The 16363-nt window shown below is 64.0% G+C and carries 17 protein-coding genes; 4 read left to right on the forward strand and 13 right to left on the reverse strand.

Translation table 11 applies throughout. The features are described from left to right. The first annotated feature begins 89 nt into the window (after positions 1–89). The 3 genes from HU760_RS18810 (at position 90) to lptF (ending at position 1964) form a co-directional block, all read left to right on the forward strand. Entirely contained in the window at positions 90–434 is a 345-nt protein-coding gene (locus HU760_RS18810) for a pilin assembly protein (protein WP_186673018.1), read from the forward strand. 274 nt (positions 435–708) lie between these two features. Continuing rightward, a complete protein-coding gene (locus HU760_RS18815; RefSeq protein ID WP_186673020.1) occupies positions 709–1122 on the forward strand; it encodes a DUF4398 domain-containing protein in 414 nt (137 codons plus the stop codon). A gap of 50 nt (positions 1123–1172) precedes the next feature. After that, entirely contained in the window at positions 1173–1964 is a 792-nt protein-coding gene (gene lptF / locus HU760_RS18820) for a lipotoxin F family OmpA-related lipoprotein LptF (RefSeq protein ID WP_186673022.1), read from the forward strand. A 178-nt stretch (positions 1965–2142) separates the two neighbouring features. Here lptF and HU760_RS18825 read toward each other — a convergent pair whose 3' ends face one another. From HU760_RS18825 to prfB, 7 genes are all read right to left on the reverse strand, one after another. Then, positions 2143–2469 (reverse strand): PA3694 family proteiin, encoded by a 327-nt coding sequence (locus tag HU760_RS18825; protein WP_186673024.1) that lies wholly within the window; start codon positions 2467–2469, stop codon positions 2143–2145. Beyond that, positions 2466–3389, reverse strand: a complete 924-nt coding sequence (locus tag HU760_RS18830) for an alpha/beta hydrolase (RefSeq protein ID WP_186673032.1) — start codon at positions 3387–3389, stop codon at positions 2466–2468. The genes HU760_RS18825 and HU760_RS18830 overlap by 4 nt, the downstream gene beginning before the upstream one ends. Further along, entirely contained in the window at positions 3361–4638 is a 1278-nt protein-coding gene (locus tag HU760_RS18835; protein WP_186673041.1) for a flavohemoglobin expression-modulating QEGLA motif protein, read from the reverse strand. The genes HU760_RS18830 and HU760_RS18835 overlap by 29 nt, the downstream gene beginning before the upstream one ends. Positions 4639–4773: 135 nt before the next feature. Then, positions 4774–5322, reverse strand: coding sequence for a hypothetical protein (locus HU760_RS18840; protein ID WP_186673043.1), 549 nt, complete (start codon positions 5320–5322; stop codon positions 4774–4776). A 23-nt stretch (positions 5323–5345) separates the two neighbouring features. Next, positions 5346–6050 carry a TetR/AcrR family transcriptional regulator gene (locus tag HU760_RS18845; RefSeq protein ID WP_186674038.1) on the reverse strand — a complete coding sequence of 235 codons (705 nt, stop codon included), beginning with the start codon at positions 6048–6050 and terminating at the stop codon, positions 5346–5348. 149 nt (positions 6051–6199) lie between these two features. Beyond that, positions 6200–7702 carry a lysine--tRNA ligase gene (gene lysS / locus HU760_RS18850; protein ID WP_186673045.1) on the reverse strand — a complete coding sequence of 501 codons (1503 nt, stop codon included), beginning with the start codon at positions 7700–7702 and terminating at the stop codon, positions 6200–6202. Positions 7703–7795: 93 nt separating this feature from the next. Further along, positions 7796–8891, reverse strand: a protein-coding gene (prfB, locus tag HU760_RS18855; protein ID WP_186673048.1) for a peptide chain release factor 2 whose coding sequence is annotated in 2 segments (ribosomal slippage) — positions 7796–8818 and positions 8820–8891 — 1095 coding nt in all. Because the reading frame shifts where the segments join, the coding sequence is not laid out codon by codon here. Between the two features lie 220 nt (positions 8892–9111). On the opposite strand from prfB, the gene HU760_RS18860 reads away from it, so the two are divergent. Then, positions 9112–9498 carry a hypothetical protein gene (locus tag HU760_RS18860; protein ID WP_186673050.1) on the forward strand — a complete coding sequence of 129 codons (387 nt, stop codon included), beginning with the start codon at positions 9112–9114 and terminating at the stop codon, positions 9496–9498. A 57-nt stretch (positions 9499–9555) separates the two neighbouring features. Here HU760_RS18860 and wspR read toward each other — a convergent pair whose 3' ends face one another. From wspR to HU760_RS18890, 6 genes are read right to left on the reverse strand one after another with little or no spacing between them, the layout of a single operon-like run. Continuing rightward, positions 9556–10560, reverse strand: coding sequence for a Wsp signal transduction system regulator diguanylate cyclase WspR (wspR, locus tag HU760_RS18865; protein WP_186673051.1), 1005 nt, complete (start codon positions 10558–10560; stop codon positions 9556–9558). A 51-nt stretch (positions 10561–10611) separates the two neighbouring features. Continuing rightward, entirely contained in the window at positions 10612–11625 is a 1014-nt protein-coding gene (locus tag HU760_RS18870; protein ID WP_186673053.1) for a chemotaxis response regulator protein-glutamate methylesterase, read from the reverse strand. Continuing rightward, positions 11622–13925, reverse strand: a complete 2304-nt coding sequence (locus HU760_RS18875) for a hybrid sensor histidine kinase/response regulator (protein ID WP_186673055.1) — start codon at positions 13923–13925, stop codon at positions 11622–11624. The genes HU760_RS18870 and HU760_RS18875 overlap by 4 nt, the downstream gene beginning before the upstream one ends. Further along, the gene (locus tag HU760_RS18880) at positions 13922–14587 is read right to left on the reverse strand and encodes a chemotaxis protein CheW (RefSeq protein WP_186673057.1); all 666 of its coding nucleotides are present in this window, start codon (positions 14585–14587) and stop codon (positions 13922–13924) included. Before HU760_RS18880 ends, HU760_RS18875 begins: the two co-directional genes overlap by 4 nt. Next, positions 14584–15858 (reverse strand): CheR family methyltransferase, encoded by a 1275-nt coding sequence (locus HU760_RS18885; RefSeq protein WP_186673059.1) that lies wholly within the window; start codon positions 15856–15858, stop codon positions 14584–14586. Before HU760_RS18885 ends, HU760_RS18880 begins: the two co-directional genes overlap by 4 nt. After that, positions 15855–16361, reverse strand: coding sequence for a chemotaxis protein CheW (locus HU760_RS18890; RefSeq protein ID WP_186673061.1), 507 nt, complete (start codon positions 16359–16361; stop codon positions 15855–15857). The genes HU760_RS18885 and HU760_RS18890 overlap by 4 nt, the downstream gene beginning before the upstream one ends. Positions 16362–16363: the final 2 nt, after the last annotated feature.

The raw sequence follows: 16363 nt of genomic DNA on the forward strand, positions 1-16363 counted from the left end.
ATGGCAAGCCGTGGCCATGCAAAGCAAACTAAAGTGAAAGCACAGCACTCCCATGCCATGCAAACCAGCAGGCGCAAACAGAGGTCATCATGAAAATCCGTGAACTTGCCCAGCACTGGGAACAGAATGCCGCCGGCCCCCTTAGCCGCACCGGCCATGTCCTGCACCTGGACCTGGAATCCGAAGCGCGCCTGGCCGCGCTGATCGACATGTACCCCAAGCGCACTGCAGAGGAACTGCTCGGTGAGCTGGTCGCTGCTGCCCTCGAAGAGCTGGAAGCCAGCTTCCCCTATGTGCAAGGCCCGCAGGTCATCGCCACCGACGAGGAAGGCGACCCGTTGTACGAGGACATCGGCCCTACCCCGCGCTTTCTCTCCCTGTCACGGCAGCATCTGCACACCTTGAACAGCCCCGCTGCCGACCGCGAAGAATGACCGCCTGCAGCCTGTTCCGGGCCAGGCAAGGCCCGGAATACCGCAGCGGCAAGGGAAAGTTCCGGTCACGCCAGCGCTGACCGATCAGTCAGAAATAGTTACCTGTAAACGGCACTTTTTTCTGAACTATCCGAAAAACGACTCAGTCACAGCCAATAGCCATCACGCTAAAACCCTGCACACCGGCGTTGTGCACCGTTGAGCTGAAGCGCGCGGAGCTGTCAGGGAATAGCGATGGACTGCTACGGACAACGTCGTAAACAGGAGTGATCCAATGGAACTGACCATCAAGACAACCCGCATTTGCCAACCGTCATCCACGCAGGTGCGCGGGCTCAGGCTGGCCGCGCTGGCCCTGGGCAGTAGCCTGGTCCTGGCCGGCTGTGCAGGCAACCCGCCGACCGAGCAGTATGCGGTTACCCAGTCTGCCGTGAACTCTGCCGTCAGCGCTGGCGGCACCGAGTTCGCCGCCGTGGAAATGAAAGCGGCTCAGGACAAGTTCAAGCAGGCCGAAATCGCCATGCACGACAAGAAGTACGACGAAGCCAGGCGCCTGGCCGAGCAGGCCGAGTGGGACGCACGCCTCGCCGAACGCAAGGCGCAGGCGGCCAAGGCCCAGAAGGCCGTGCAGGATGCCCGCCAGGGCGTTCAGGACGTCCGTGAGGAAGGCCTGCGCAGCGCTCAGTGAGCCCTGCACCGCCTACCTCTGCCTTCGCACACGATCAAAGGATGAACACTATGCGCAACCACGTCATGATTCCCGCCCTGCTGGCCCTGAGCGTCGGCCTCGCTGCCTGCTCGCACGACCCGAATGCCAACCTGGAAGCGGCCCGCAGCAACTTCTCCGCGCTGCAGAGCGACCCGCAGTCGAGCAAGGTCGCGGCGCTGGAAACCAAGGACGCCCAGGATTGGCTGAACAAGGCCGACAAGGCCTACATGGAGCGTGAAGACGAGCAGAAGGTCGACCAGCTGGCCTACCTGACCAACCAGCGTGTCGAGGTGGCCAAGCAGACCATCGCCCTGCGAACTGCCGAAGGTGAGCTGAAGAACGCCTCGGCGCAGCGCGCCCAGGCCAAGCTGGACGCCCGCGATGCGCAGATCGCCAAGCTGCAGGAAAGCCTCAACGCCAAGCAGACCGACCGTGGCACACTGGTCACCTTCGGCGACGTGCTGTTCGACTTCAACAAGGCCGAACTCAAGAGCAACGCCTACCCGAACATCACCAAGCTGGCGCAGTTCCTCCAGGAAAACCCGGAGCGCAAGGTGATCGTCGAGGGTTATACCGACAGCGTTGGCTCGGCCAGCTACAACCAGACCCTGTCCGAACGCCGCGCCAACAGCGTGCGCATGGCGCTGGTGCGTGCCGGCGTCGATCCGGCGCGCATCGTTTCCCAGGGTTATGGCAAGGAGTACCCGGTAGCGGACAACTCGAGCAACTCGGGGCGTGCGCAGAACCGTCGGGTGGAGGTGACCATCTCCAACGACAACCAGCCGGTGGCCCCGCGTTCGGTGAGCCAGCTGCAGCAGTAAGGCTGGCTAGCTGAACTGACAAGCCCCGCGATCGAAGTGGGGCTTTCTTTTGCCTGAACTGGCCTGTTCGCGGGCACGCCCGCTCCCATAGGTACGGCGCCAGTTTCGAGCTTTGCGCGATCCCTGTGGGAGCGGGCGTGCCCGCGAACAGGCCAGCACAGGCAATGAAGATCGAGGATCACTGCACCTGTTGCGGGGTTTCTTCGCCCATGCAACGCACCGCGCGCTTGCGGTTGTCGACCAGCACGCCGGTCAGGCCTTTCTGCTGAGTGTCGAACAGCACCAGCACCCCGTCCACGCACTGCGCCACCTGTGGTGCCGGCTCCAGCGAAACCTTGTAGTCCTCGCCGGGGACGGTCTTGAGCATGGTGAAGTCCTGCAGCAACAGGGCATCTTCGGGCTTGGCGAAATGCAGGTAACCGTAATACCACAAGGCCCCCACCGTCACGATGATGCTGCCGATGCCGGTCAGGATCAGCGGGATGGCGTTGCGTTCTTCACTCATTGCTTGTTTTTCTCGTCAGGGTAGTTGGGCACTTCGGCCAGCCGCCGCAGGCCGTTGAAATGGGCAGGGTCGTCCAGGAAACGCAGCATCACCTGGCGCCAGGTCGGGTCGGCGAAGGTCTGCACGTGGCCCCCTCGGGTCAGTTGCAGCACCCGCGGCGGCGGCGCGTGCTGGTACAGGCGGATGCCGTTGTCCATCGGCACCAGGGTGTCGTCGATACTGTGGAAGAACAGCTTGGGCGGGCTGCTCAACTGCTCGATCGAGTGGATGGCGCTGTCGCCATCCGGCACCAGCCACGACAGCGGCACCTGCAATGGCCAGGTCATCCAGGAAGTGCCGAGGGCAAAGCGCCCCACCGCTCGATAGCTGGCCGGCACACCGTCGAACACCAGGGCGCTGAAGCGCTGGCGCTGCTCGGGATGGGCCGCCAGGTAGTGGATGGCCATGGCCCCGCCAAGGCTCTGCCCCAGCAGCACCAGCGGCTTGCCCTTGACCTCGGGCGCCTGCTCCAGCCAGGCCATGGCCGCAGCAATGTCCTGGTATACATCAGGCAGGCTCGGCTCGCCCTGGGACAGGCCATAGCCGCGATAGTCGATCATCAGCACCTGGTAGCCCTGCTCCGGCAGCCAGTAGCTGCCGCCCAGGTGCCCAGGCAGGTTGCCACCGTTGCCATGCAGGTGCAGCACCGTACCCTTGGCCGCGACCCCGGCCTTGGCCGGCAGCCACCAGCCGTGCAAGCGGATACCGTCGGCCGTGGTCAGGGTGACATCGCGGTACTCGAGCCTGGCCCGCTCAGGCGTGAATGCCTGGCCACGCTCGGGGTAGAACAGCAAGCTGCTGCAACCAGCCAGGGCCAGTGCGGCCAAGCCCAGGGCCAGCTGGCGGCAGCACTCAGAGAATGTTCGCGTAGTCGGCTTCAATACGGTCCAGGCTCAGGTGGTTGAGGAAGTTGGAGAAACACATCCAGGCTGACAGCGCGTTGAGGTCACGGAACTGTTCAGGCAGGTACTTGGGCGGCTCGACCAGGCCCTCCTCGACCAGCTGGCGCAGGGTACGCATGTCTTCCAGGGTGGTCTTGCCGCAGAACAGCAGCGGGATCTGCTCGAGCTTGCCCTTCTTCACGGCCAACTGAATGTAGTTGTAAACCATGATGAAGCCCTTGAGGTAGGACAAGTCCTTGGTGAATGGCAGGCCGTTGGGCACCGAGCCCCGGAACACCCGGCTGGCGTTGCTGTAGCTTTGCGCCATTTCGAAGCCCTGCTCGCGGAAGAAGCTGTACACCTGCATGAAATCAGCACCCTCCTCGACCATGTGGATGGCGCGGGTGCGGTTGGTGAGCTTGCGCAGGCGGCTGGGGTACGAAGCGAAGGCGATCACTTCCATGAGGATGGCCAGGCCTTCCTGGGTCACCGTCGACGAGGGTGGGCCCTTGGCCAGGAAGGTGCAGATCGGCTGGTTCAGGCCATTGAGCGTGGTGCCCACGTGCACCAGCCCTTCGTGCACCTCCAGGGCGCGCACGTCACGGGCGTTGAACATGGCGTCGGCGCGCACCTTGATGTAGTCCGCCCCGGCCGCGGCGTCAGCGACGATACCGTCGGACTCGAACACGCGGATGGTTTCCTCAGCTTCGCCGAACACTTTGTTCAGCCGGCGCTGGAGGATGGCCACGGCTTCCTTGGCAGTGAGGTTCTTCGGTTCGTCCTTGAGGTCGCCGCGGCCGTCGATGTTGTTCAGGTAGTCCGACAGCATCAGGCCCAGATCGGCCAGGGTCGGGTCACCGGCGTGGAAGGCATCCGAGGCCGCGCCGTACAGCTCCTGGGAAATCAGGCCGAAGTCCTCGGTGCCGCGCGCCTCGAGCATGCGTATCACCATGCGGTACTCGCGGCACATGCGCTTCATGATCTGCCCGACTGGGTTGAACTGACCGAGCTGGCGGATGATGTCGCGCTCGATCCCCTGGAACTCGGCTTTGACCGCACTGGAATCGAACGACAGCGGGCGCGACTGGTAGTAGGCATGGTCGACGGCCGGCGGCTCCTTGCCCTTGGCCTTGAGGAAGCCCTGGCGAATGTTGTCGTCCCATTTCACCGCGTCCAGGACCCGGATCGGGGTCTGCGCCGCGACGATGCGGTCGGACAGGGCACGAATGGTTTGCTGGTATTCGTCCACCGGGGACTCCTTTCTAGTACAAGAAACCTGTACCGGCCTCTTCGCGGCTAAAGCCGCTCCCACAGGTACTGCATCAGGCTCGAAACCGGTGCGGACCCTGTGGGAGCGGCTTCAGCCGCGAAGACGCCAGCACGGTCATTTGCCGGAGCGCTGGAACCGCGCCACTTCGACGAACAGGTCGGAGTTGGCCGGGTCGTCCAGGTACGCCAGCACCCGCGTCGCCGGGCTGTCGATCAGCACGCCATCACCGTTGTCTTCCGGCACTTCGGTGCTGCGCCCGATCAGCTCTTTCTTGTCCACCGCCTGCTGCACCTGCTCGACATCCAGGTTGTAGATCACCAGTTCCTTGCCATCGACGATATCGAAACCGCCGATCAGGAAGTTGCCACCCAGGCGCTTGGGCACGCCAGCCGACAGGTACCAACGGTTGCCGTGGCGCGACACGGTGAACACATATTCCTCGGGGGCCTTGCCCTTGGCCGTGGCCACCGCCTTGTAGGCATCGCCGCCACTGCGGCTGATCACCAGCTTCAGTGGTTCGCCCCAGGCATCCTTGCTGCTCCACTTGCCAAGCAGCGCCTTGGGCGCCGCCTGGTTGCTGGGCAATGGCTCGTGGAAGGTCACCAGACAACCGCCCAGCAGCAGGAATGACAGAGTCAACAGCACCACACGCCAGGCTTTCATCCGGTTCTCCTTGAAAAGTCGGCTCACGCCGATGCCAGCACCAGCTGCAGGTATCGGGTAAGCATAGCGAGCATCTGCCCATCGGCTTGCGCGTTCGCATCCTTGAGCAGGCCCTGATATTCCATCTGCTCGATAATCGCCGTCAACATTTGGGCGTCCTGTTCCGGTTGCCGAGAACCGACCACTTGCAACAGTTGCCGGGTGCCATGCAACAGAATCTGGTCATGGGCACACACCAGTTCGGCCAGGCGCGGGCACAGCAGCGCCTCCTGGCGGAAGGCCTGCTCGGCGATCAGGAAGTCGCGGCGATTCAACAGCTGGCGCTGTACGTAGTCGGCGGTCATGCGCGCCACCTCGTCGGCCAGGCGTGCCCGCGCCTGCGGGCTGCCGTCACCCTGGGCGAGCAACTGGCGCAACACCACCTCGGTGTTGGCCCACAGCTTGGCCATGTAGGCGGCGCTGCGCTCGACGTACTGGGCGAAGGTATCGGTGAGCAGGTCCTCGATGTCCTTGAAGTAATAGGTGGTGGCCGACAATGGCACGCCAGCCTCGGCGGCCACTGCGCGGTGGCGCACCCCGCGCACGCCGTCGCGCACGACGATGCGCATGGCGGCGTCGAGGATCAGCTGGCGACGCTGTTCGCTGCCCTGGCGGGCAGTCTTGCGGCCTTGGTATTGCACGCTTTCGGCGACGGCGGTGGCGATGCCGGCGGCGCCCTGGTGAGGCATTGCGGGTGTCACGGGGGGTACCTCATGGTTCAGGTCATCTGCAGCCTGCATCGGCCCTGTCATCGGCAAGCCAGAGATAGGGCCGGTACAGACAACATAAAGCTTCAGGCAAGAAAAAGCCGCCTCGAAAGGCGGCTGATTCAATTGACTCAGGCTTGCGGACGCATGTGCGGGAACAGGATCACGTCGCGGATCGATGGCGAGTTGGTCAGCAGCATCACCAGGCGGTCGATACCAATGCCTTCACCCGCGGTCGGCGGCATGCCGTATTCCAGGGCACGCACGAAATCGGCGTCGTAGTGCATGGCTTCGTCGTCACCGGCATCCTTCTCGGCCACCTGGGCCAGGAAGCGCTCGGCCTGGTCTTCGGCATCGTTCAGCTCGGAGTAGGCGTTGGCGATCTCACGGCCGCCGATGAACAGCTCGAAACGGTCGGTAACTGCCGGGTTATCGTCGTTGCGACGGGCCAGCGGCGACACTTCGAACGGGTACTCGGTGATGAAGTGCGGTTGCTCCAGCTTATGCTCGACCAGCTCTTCGAAAATCATCACCTGCAGCTTGCCCAGGCCTTCGTGGCCCAGCACCTTGGCACCGGCCTTCCTGGCGATCTCGCGGGCACGGTCGACGTCCTGCAGGTCGGCAGCGGTCAGTTCCGGGTTGTATTTGAGGATCGAGTCGAACACCGACAGGCGGGCGAACGGCTCGCCAAAGTGGAAGACCTTGTCGCCGTACGGCACGTCGGTGCTGCCCAGTACCAGCTGGGCCAGTTCGCGGAACAGTTCCTCGGTGAGGTCCATGTTGTCGCGATAGTCGGCGTAGGCCTGGTAGAACTCGAGCATGGTGAATTCAGGGTTGTGCCGAGTCGAAACGCCTTCGTTACGGAAGTTGCGGTTGATCTCGAACACTTTTTCGAAACCACCGACAACCAGGCGCTTGAGATACAGCTCCGGCGCGATACGCAGGAACATGGCCATGTCCAGGGCGTTGTGGTGGGTTTCGAACGGCTTGGCTGCGGCACCGCCCGGAATGGTCTGCAGCATCGGCGTCTCGACTTCGAGGAAGTCGCGCTCGATGAGGAACTTGCGGATGTGCGAGATCACCTGCGAGCGCACACGGAAGGTGTGACGGGTTTCTTCGTTGACCATCAGGTCGACGTAACGCTGGCGGTAGCGCTGTTCGGTGTCGGTCAGGCCGTGGTGCTTGTCGGGCAGCGGGCGCAGCGACTTGGTCAGCAGGCGCACGTTGGTCATTTCGACGTACAGGTCGCCCTTGCCGGAACGGGCCAGGGTACCTTCGGCGCTGATGATGTCGCCCAGGTCCCAGGTCTTGACCGCCGCCAGGGTTTCTTCCGGCAGGGTCTTGCGGTTGACGTAGACCTGGATGCGACCGGTCATGTCCTGGATGACCATGAACGAGCCCCGGTTGAGCATGATGCGACCAGCGACCTTGACCGGAATCGCTGCAGCTTCCAGTTCTTCCTTGGTCTTGTCCGCGTACTGTTTCTGCAGGTCGTTGCAGTAGCTGTCGCGACGGAAGTCATTGGGGAAGGCGTTGCCCTTGGCGCGCTCGGCGGCAAGCTTTTCCTTGCGCAGGGCGATCAGGGCGTTTTCTTCCTGTTGCAGGTCTTGCACGTCGGTCTTGAGGTCGCTCATTTCGTCATTCTTTCCATCAGCTGTTCGGTGCCCCTTTCGGGCAGGGCACGCGGTACCGGCCCCAGGCCAGCTACCGCGGCAGTTGTGTAAGGTTTACAGCCCCTGCTTGAGGCTCGCTTCCAGGTACTGGTCGAGGTCGCCGTCCAGGACCTTCTGGCAGTCGCTGCGCTCGACACCGGTACGCAAGTCCTTGATGCGCGAGTCGTCCAGCACGTAGGAGCGGATCTGGTGGCCCCAGCCGATGTCCGACTTGCTGTCTTCCAGCGCCTGCGAGGCGGCGTTGCGCTTCTGCATTTCCAGCTCGTACAACTTGGCCCGCAGCATTTTCATGGCGGTGTCCTTGTTGGCGTGCTGGGAGCGTTCGTTCTGGCACGCCACCACGGTGTTGGTCGGCACGTGGGTGATACGTACCGCCGAGTCGGTGGTGTTCACGTGCTGGCCACCGGCACCGGAGGAGCGGTAGGTGTCGATGCGCAGGTCGGCCGGGTTGATCTCGATCTCGACCTTGTCGTCGATCTCGGGTGACACGAATACCGCCGAGAACGAGGTGTGGCGACGGGCGCCGGAGTCGAACGGGCTCTTGCGCACCAGGCGGTGCACACCGATTTCGGTACGCAGCCAGCCGAAGGCGTACTCGCCCTTGACGTGCACGGTGGCGCCCTTGATGCCGGCGACTTCACCTTCGGAAAGCTCGATGATGGTGGCGTCGAAACCGCGCTTGTCGGCCCAGCGCAGGTACATGCGCAGCAGGATGTTGGCCCAGTCCTGCGCCTCGGTACCACCGGAGCCGGCCTGGATGTCCAGGTAGGCGTTGTTCATGTCCATCTCGCCGCTGAACATGCGACGGAACTCGAGCTGGGCCAGTTTTTCTTCCAGGCCTTCCAGTTCGGTCACGACGTCGCTGACGGCGCCTTCGTCATTTTCCTCGACGGCCATGTCGAGCAGGTCCTGGCAGTCGGCCAGGCCACCGGACAGCTTGTCCAGGGTCTCGACGACCTGGGCCAGCATGGCACGCTCGCGGCCCAGGGCCTGGGCGTACTCGGGCTTGTTCCAGACGTTGGGGTCTTCCAGCTCGCGATTGACTTCGATCAGGCGGTCATGCTTGTGATCGTAGTCAAAGATACCCCCGAATGGACTGGGAACGCTCGGTGAGGTCCTTGATGGTGTTCAGGATCGGTTGGATTTCCATGGATGAGCGGCCCTCGTGCGAATTCGGTGAAAAGCCCGCGAGTATAGCGGGTTTCGCATCGTCGGTCCTCCCCCTTCGGTCTGTTCGATCGCAGGCTCTGGCCCGCTCCTGACGCAATGAACCTTACCTGACATTTTTACCAGTAGCGCCATATCTGAATTGCGATTCAAATTCGATTGCGTGCTCGACTTACTTTATTCATTGCCTCGGAGAACCAACAATGAAAACCGTTAGAAAGTTCAAAACCCACAACCTGCCGCGCCCTATCAAGAAGCCCGTTTATAGAGATGCGGAGGGGTCAATACTGAACCTTGGAAAGATCGAAGGGGACGTAGTCGCGATTTTTCACTTCCCTGGACACCAAGGTGTGGAAGGCATCAAACGATGCATCCTCATGATATCGTCGCATTCAGCAGGCACGTTCGGAGGCACGGATTATCTCGGTGACGCTGCCGATCTGCCCGAAGCACTGATTGAACTAAAGATTCCTAAAGCTATTTTTTCTGATGAAGCTTACTTGGAATACAGACTGGTGTATGAATTTTTAGACAACACCGAGTTAGATTATCGCGACCGGTCTGACAGTTACACGGTGGTGAGAAAATAACTCGACGATATCCCTAGCCGCAGCATTCGAGGCAGTTAGTACTGCCTCGACCTCCAACTAAGCAATTCCCACCTGATTTCGCCCACTGTTTTTCGCCAGATACAGCCCTTTGTCCGCCGCAGAGATCAACTGCCGGCTATGGCTGCCGATGGCCGGGGTCTGGGTTGCCAGGCCGATGCTCACGGTCAGGTACGAGTCGGTCGTCGGTGCGGTGTGCGGGATGCCCAGGCCCAATATGGTCTGGCGCAGCTTCTCGGCCACCAGGCGTGCTCCACCCTGCGAGGTGTTGGGCAATACCAGGACGAACTCCTCGCCACCGTAGCGCGCCGGCAGGTCGGTCGGCCGCGAGCACACGCCGCGGATCGCCTCGGCTACCTGGCGCAGGGCCTCGTCACCGGCCAGGTGGCCGAAGCTGTCGTTGTAGGCCTTGAAGAAGTCCACGTCGATCATCAGCAGCGACAACTGCTGCTGCTCACGCATGGCGCGGCGCCATTCCAGCTCCAGGTATTCGTCGAAGTGGCGGCGGTTGGACAACCCGGTCAGGCCATCGGAGTTCATCAGCCGCTGCAGCATCAGGTTGGAGTCGAGCAATTGCTGCTGGCTGACGCGCAGGGCGCGGTAAGCCTCGTCGCGCTGCAGCAGGGTCAGGTAGGAGCGCGAGTGGTAGCGAATGCGCGCCACCAGCTCGATGGTGTCCGGCAGCTTGACCAGGTAGTCGTTGGCCCCGGCAGCAAAGGCTGCGCTCTTGACCAGCGGGTCTTCCTTGGTCGACAGGACGATGATCGGGATGTCCTGGGTCGCCGGGTTGTTGCGGTATTCACGTACCAGGGTCAGCCCGTCCAGGCCAGGCATGATCAGGTCCTGGAGAATCACCGTGGGCTTGATGCGCACCGCCTGGGCCACCGCCTGGTGCGGGTCGGCGCAGAAGTGGAAGTCGATGTTCTCTTCATTGGCCAGGCCCCGCCGCACCGCCTCACCGATCATGGCCTGGTCGTCGACCAGCAATACCATCGCCGAGTTCTCGTTGGCGGTCGTGAAACCTTCGATCGGTAAATCATTCATGGCTGTTCACCCGATCACTACCGGCCTGGCGGCGTGATTCAATACACTTCGTCATTTTGCAAAAATTTCCATCAAGCGCCCGGCGATGCGTTCCAGCGGGCGGACCTCCACCGCGGCATCGATGGCCACAGCAGCTTTGGGCATTCCATACACCGCACTGCTGGCCTGGTCCTGGGCAATGGTCAGGAAGCCCTGCTGGCGCATCAGTTTCAGGCCCTGGGCACCGTCGCGGCCCATGCCGGTGAGCAGTACACCGACCGCATCGCCGGTCCAGTAGCGCGCCACACTCTCGAAAAACACATCGATCGAGGGCCGGTAAATCTCATTGACCGGTTCGGCAGTGTAGGCCAGTTGACCGTTCTGTAGCAGGCGGATGTGGTGGTTGGTGCCGGCCAGCAACACCTGGCCGGGCTGCGGTGGTTCACCTTGACGGGCCAGGCGCACCGGCAGGCCGGCTGCGCTGCTGAGCCATTCGGCCATGCCTGCGGCAAACACCTGGTCCACATGCTGGACCAGCACGATGGCCGCCGGAAACGCCGCCGGCAGCCCCTTCAGCAGCACTTCGAGGGCTGCCGGGCCGCCCGCGGACGAGCCGATCGCCACCAGCCCGCGGTGCTGCGACGCGGCCCGCACAGGCGCGGCGACCGGGCGTGTGGCCGGGGCATTCTGCTGACCGATCAGCCAGCTTATGTTGAGGATCTTGCGCAACAAGGGCGCCGCCGCTTCGCGCGGGTCGCCCGCCCCCAGCGCCGGCGTGTCGACCACGTCGAGCGCGCCGTGGCCCATGGCCTCGAACACCCGGTGCATGTTCTGCTTGCGGTCGACCGTCACGATGACGATGGCGCAAGGGGTTTCGGCCATGATCCTGCGGGTCGCCTCGACGCCGTCCATCACCGGCATGATCAGGTCCATAAGGATCAGGTCTGGCAACGCTTCAGCGCAAAGCCGCACCGCCTCGGCACCATTACCGGCCACCCATATCACCTCGTGCGCAGGTTCGAAGGCGACCACCCGGCGCAGTGCCTCGACCGCCATGGGCATGTCGTTGACGATGGCGATCTTCATCCCTGCGCCCCCCCGATCAGCTCCACCACAGCATCCAGCAACGCATCGTCGTGGAAACTGGCCTTTGCCAAATAGTAGTCGGCGCCAGCATCCAGGCCACGCCGCCGGTCTTCCTCGCGGTCCTTGTAGGACACCACCATCACCGGCAGCGACTGCAGGCGCTGGTCGCGGCGCACCAGGGTGACCAGCTCGATGCCGTCCATGCGCGGCATGTCGATGTCGGTGATCAGCAGGTCGAAGTCCTCGCCACGCAAGGCGTTCCAGCCATCCATGCCATCCACCGCCACGGCCACGTCGTAGCCACGGTTGCCGAGCAATTTGCGCTGCAGTTCACGCACGGTCAGCGAATCATCGACCACCAGAATGCGCTTGCGCACCACGCCGCGGGCGCCGCCGCTGCCGCGCGCGATGCGTTCCAGGCTGCCGGTGCTGAGCAGTTTGTCCAGTGAGCGCAACAAGTCCTCGACATCGATGATCAGCACCACCGAGCCATCGTCGAGCAGGGCGCCGGAAGAAATGTCCTGCACCTTGCCCAGCCGCGGATCGAGTGGCATCACCACCAGCACCCGCTCGCCCACCAGCCGTTCCACGGCCACGCCGTACAGTTGCTCGCGCTCCCGAATCACCACCACCCGCAGCCGGCTTTCCTCGGCCTGCCCGGCCGGGCGGTTGAGCAACTGGCTGGCTGCGACCAGGCCGATATGCCGGCCTTCGTGCCAGAAGTGCTGGCGCCCTTCGATCTGCACGATCTCTTCGGCAGCCACGTCCAGCGTGCGTTCGATGTGGGCGAGCGGGAAGGCGTAGGCCTCGCCGCCCACCTCGACCACCAGGCTGCGCACCACCGACAGGGTCAACGGTACCTGCAGGTGGAAACGGCAGCCCTGCCCGGCTGTCTGGGTCAGCTCGATGGAGCCGCGCAGCTCACGGATCATGTGCTGCACGGCATCCAGGCCGACCCCGCGCCCGGAGACCTCGGTGACCGTGTCGCGCAGGCTGAACCCGGGCAGGAACAGGAACGTCAGCAACTCCGCCTCGCTCATCCGCGCCACGGTGTCGGCAGGTGACAGGGCGCGTTCGACGATGCTGCTGCGCAGGCGTTCGAGGTCGATGCCGGCACCATCGTCGATCAGCTCCAGGCTGAGCATGCCGGCCTGGTGCGAGGCGCGCAGGCGGATCACGCCCTCCTCCGGCTTGCCCGCCAGCAGGCGCCGCTCGGGCAGTTCGATGCCATGGTCGACCGCGTTGCGCAACAGATGGGTCAGCGGTGCTTCGAGCTTTTCCAGCACATCACGGTCGACCTGGGTCTTTTCCCCTTCCACCAGCAACCGCACCGGCTTGCCCAGCGACCGTCCAAGGTCGCGGACCATGCGGCTCTGGCCGGCCAATACATCGGCAAACGGCCGCATCCTGCAGGCCAGCGCCGTGTCGTACAACAGTTGTGCGCGCTGGCTGGCCTGCCAGACGAACTCATCCAGGTCGGCAGCCTGCTGCTGCAGGATCTGCTGGGTTTCCGCCAGCAGGCGCTGGGTCTGCGCCAAGGCTTCGAGCACCTCGCTGCTCTGGCCACTGTCCTCCAGTTGCATGCGCAGGCCATCGAGCGCCTGCATGCCTTGGCCGTGCATGCGCTTGAGGCGCTGCAGGGTGGCCAGGTAAGGCTTGAGCCGCTGGGTTTCCACCAGCGACTTGCTGGACAGGTCGAGCAGGCTGTTGAGGCGGTCGGCTGTTACCCGCAGCACCCGTTCCGCACCGTCGCCGGCACGCTTGCCCGCCTTGCGGCGCGACATCGGCTCGGGCTCGGGGTCTGGTTCGAGGAAAGCGGCGGGCAGCGGCACAGGCTCGGCCTGCTGGGCAGGCGCTGGCACCTGCGGCAGTGCCGGGACGCCGGGCGGCACGGCAGGCATGGCCGCGTTCCCAGGCTCGAGCAGGCAGGCCATTTGCGCGAGGAACACCGGCAGGATCGCCTGCGCCCCGGTATCCCCAGGCGTGGCGATGCGCATCAGCAGGTCGGTACCTTGCAGCAAGGCATCGATATGCTCGGCGGTCAGGTACAGGCGCCCCTCCTGGGCGGCTACCAGGCAGTCTTCCATGACATGGGCGACGCTGACACCCGCGTCCACGCCAACGATCCGCGCCGCCCCCTTCAGCGAGTGGGCAGCACGCATGCAGGCCTCGAGCTGGTCGGCCTGGGTAGGGTTGCGCTCCAGCGCCATCAAGCCGGCACTGAGCACCTGGGTCTGTGCCTCGGCCTCCAGGCTGAACAGCTCGAGCAACGATGCGTCGCGCATTTGCTCTGGGGTCATGACAGGCTCCGCTGCACGGCAGACAGTAAATGTTGATCGTCCAGCACCCGCACGCTGCGGCCCCGCCATTGCAGCACCGCTGCGGTGAAACGGGTGGCATCCTGGCCGCTGTCGAGCAGTTGCGGGTCGAGCCGGTGAATGCCGTCGATTTCCTCGACCGCCATCACCACCGGCCCGCCATCGGCGGCCAGGATCAGCATGCGTGGCGTCGCCCGGCCGCCACGTTGCTCGGCGCTGCCGGGTTGTACCCCCAACAGGTCGGCCAGCGACAGGCACGGCACCAGCGCACCACGCACGTTGGCCACGCCCTGCAGCACCCGCGAACGCTGGTGCGGCAGTGAATGCACCGCCTGCAAAGGGGCGATTTCGGCCAGGCTGGCAGTGGCCAGCGCCAGCCACTCTTCCCCCAGGCGGAACAGCAGCATCGAAACACCCGAGGCTTCCTCGGCAGGAGCGGCCTGCGCTGCCTGGTGATTGTCCATCAACGTGTAGCGGTCGAGCAGGCGTGTGGCGGCGGCGGCATATACCTCACAGTTTCGGCAGTGCACGTGCCGCGCCAGCAACGGGCATTGCTTGTCGCCATGTACCCCTATGCGGTTCCAGCAGTCGTCGACGTGTGCATCATCTTCGGCGAGCAGTTGCATCGCGGACTCACCTTTCATCGTTCAGACTCCCGCCCCACCCGCGCGGCCCGCTCCTGCAGGCGCCGGGCACCGGCCAGGTCGCCCTGGGCCGCCAGCAAGGCCGCCAGATGCACCAGTGCCTCGGGGTGCTGCGGCTCCAGGTACAGCGCCTTGCGATAGTGACTCAGTGCCTGCTGCGCATCGCCCTCGGTATCGCTGAGCAGCCCCAGCCAGTAGTACACCTGCGCCGAAGGCGCGAACTGGGCGAGGTAGCGCTGGCATTCGGCACGGGCCCGCTCGCTGGCGCCGGCATTGGCAAGCCGGGCAATGCTGGCCAGGACCTCGCTCGCCTGCTCGCCCTTGTGCTCGCGCACCGGCGCTGGCCTGACGGCCGCGGGCAGCACGCGCACTGGCCGTGGCAACGCGGCACTTGGCAGCGAATAGCCTGGCGTTGGCTGTGCTGGCAACCGGCGGCGCGTCGGCAGGGCCGGAGCTGCAACCTGCGCGGCGTCACTACCCTCGTGGCGCACGTAGGCGAATGACTGGGCAATGCCCAATGGGCGCATACCCAGCCGCGCCAGCAGGCTGCCTTCGGCCGGGCCGATGAACAACACGCCCTGCGGGTGCAGCAGGCGCTTGAGCACCTCGAACACCCGTTGCTGGGTTGCCAGATCGAAATAGATCAGCAGGTTGCGGCAAAACACGAAGTCATACAGGCCATCGCGGCTGCTCAGCGCCGGGTCGAGCACATTGCCCACCTGCAGGTTGACCTGTTCACGCACCCGTTGATGGAGCTGGTGGCCTTCATCGACAGCATCGAAATAACGCTCGCGAAAGCTCAGGTCGCTGCCACGGAAGGCATTGCGCCCGTATACGGCCTGCCCGGCCTTGGCCACCGAACTGGGGCTGATGTCCATGCCATCGATCAGGAACGCACCCGGCGCAATACCAGCGTCGAGCAAGGCCATGGCCAACGAATAGGGTTCCTCGCCGGTCGAGCATGGCAGGCTGAGCAAGCGCAGCGGGCGCGCCCCGGCAAGCTCGGCCAGGCGCTTGTGAGCCAGGCTGGCCAAGGCGGTGAAGGATTCAGGGTAACGGAAGAACCAGGTTTCCGGGACGATGACGGCCTCGATCAGCGCCTGTTGCTCTTCCATCGATTGCTGCAGGCGCAGCCAGTAATCGTCCAGGTCGGTGGCATTCACGGCCACGCAACGCTGGCGCAGCGCACGCTCGACCATGGACGCCCCAACCGACTCCACGTCCAGGCCGATACGTTCGCGCAGGAAGCGGAAGAAACGCTGTTCGTTCATGTCGGCATCCCTGTCGGCTCGCCCGGGTACAACAACTGGTGTACGACGTCGGGCAGCAAGTCGTTGACCTCGATGCGCTGCAGCAAGCCCTGCTCATCCTGACGCACCGGCCCCAGGTACGCGGCTTCAGCACTGTCCACGCCATAGGGCTGGAACTCGTCGGGGTGGCAGCGCAGGGTTTCGGTGGCCTGCTCCAGGATCAGGCCAAGCTGCAGGCCACCTCGATAGTGCACCAGCACCAGCCGGGTACTGGTGCGTTGCGCGGCCGGCTGGCCAAAGCTCAACGCCGCCAGGTCGACCACCGGCACCAGTTGGCCACGGTATGCAAGGACGCCCGCGACCCAGCCAGGCGCCTGGGCGATCGGCTTGAGCGGCTGGCGCGGCAGCACTTCGATCACCTCGTGCACGCTCAGGGCGAAGCGCTGTTCCTGAATGCGAAACTGCAGGTACAACACCCCCTTGGCGTTGTTTTCCCGCGCAGCACGCGGTTGCATGTCGTTCATCG

The organism is Pseudomonas oryzicola (genome assembly GCF_014269185.2).
GTDB classification, from domain to species: Bacteria; Pseudomonadota; Gammaproteobacteria; order Pseudomonadales; family Pseudomonadaceae; genus Aquipseudomonas; species Aquipseudomonas oryzicola.

Bases quoted from the DNA above. Each gene is read 5' to 3' on its own strand.
- HU760_RS18810 (WP_186673018.1), top strand. From the start codon at position 90: ATGAAAATCCGTGAACTTGCCCAGCACTGGGAACAGAATGCCGCCGGC.
- HU760_RS18815 (WP_186673020.1), top strand. From the start codon at position 709: ATGGAACTGACCATCAAGACAACCCGCATTTGCCAACCGTCATCCACG.
- lptF (WP_186673022.1), top strand. From the start codon at position 1,173: ATGCGCAACCACGTCATGATTCCCGCCCTGCTGGCCCTGAGCGTCGGC.
- HU760_RS18825 (WP_186673024.1), bottom strand. From the start codon at position 2,469: ATGAGTGAAGAACGCAACGCCATCCCGCTGATCCTGACCGGCATCGGC.
- HU760_RS18840 (WP_186673043.1), bottom strand. From the start codon at position 5,322: ATGAAAGCCTGGCGTGTGGTGCTGTTGACTCTGTCATTCCTGCTGCTG.
- HU760_RS18845 (WP_186674038.1), bottom strand. From the start codon at position 6,050: ATGCCTCACCAGGGCGCCGCCGGCATCGCCACCGCCGTCGCCGAAAGC.
- lysS (WP_186673045.1), bottom strand. From the start codon at position 7,702: ATGAGCGACCTCAAGACCGACGTGCAAGACCTGCAACAGGAAGAAAAC.
- HU760_RS18860 (WP_186673050.1), top strand. From the start codon at position 9,112: ATGAAAACCGTTAGAAAGTTCAAAACCCACAACCTGCCGCGCCCTATC.
- wspR (WP_186673051.1), bottom strand. From the start codon at position 10,560: ATGAATGATTTACCGATCGAAGGTTTCACGACCGCCAACGAGAACTCG.
- HU760_RS18870 (WP_186673053.1), bottom strand. From the start codon at position 11,625: ATGAAGATCGCCATCGTCAACGACATGCCCATGGCGGTCGAGGCACTG.
- HU760_RS18875 (WP_186673055.1), bottom strand. From the start codon at position 13,925: ATGACCCCAGAGCAAATGCGCGACGCATCGTTGCTCGAGCTGTTCAGC.
- HU760_RS18880 (WP_186673057.1), bottom strand. From the start codon at position 14,587: ATGAAAGGTGAGTCCGCGATGCAACTGCTCGCCGAAGATGATGCACAC.
- HU760_RS18885 (WP_186673059.1), bottom strand. From the start codon at position 15,858: ATGAACGAACAGCGTTTCTTCCGCTTCCTGCGCGAACGTATCGGCCTG.
- HU760_RS18890 (WP_186673061.1), bottom strand. From the start codon at position 16,361: ATGAACGACATGCAACCGCGTGCTGCGCGGGAAAACAACGCCAAGGGG.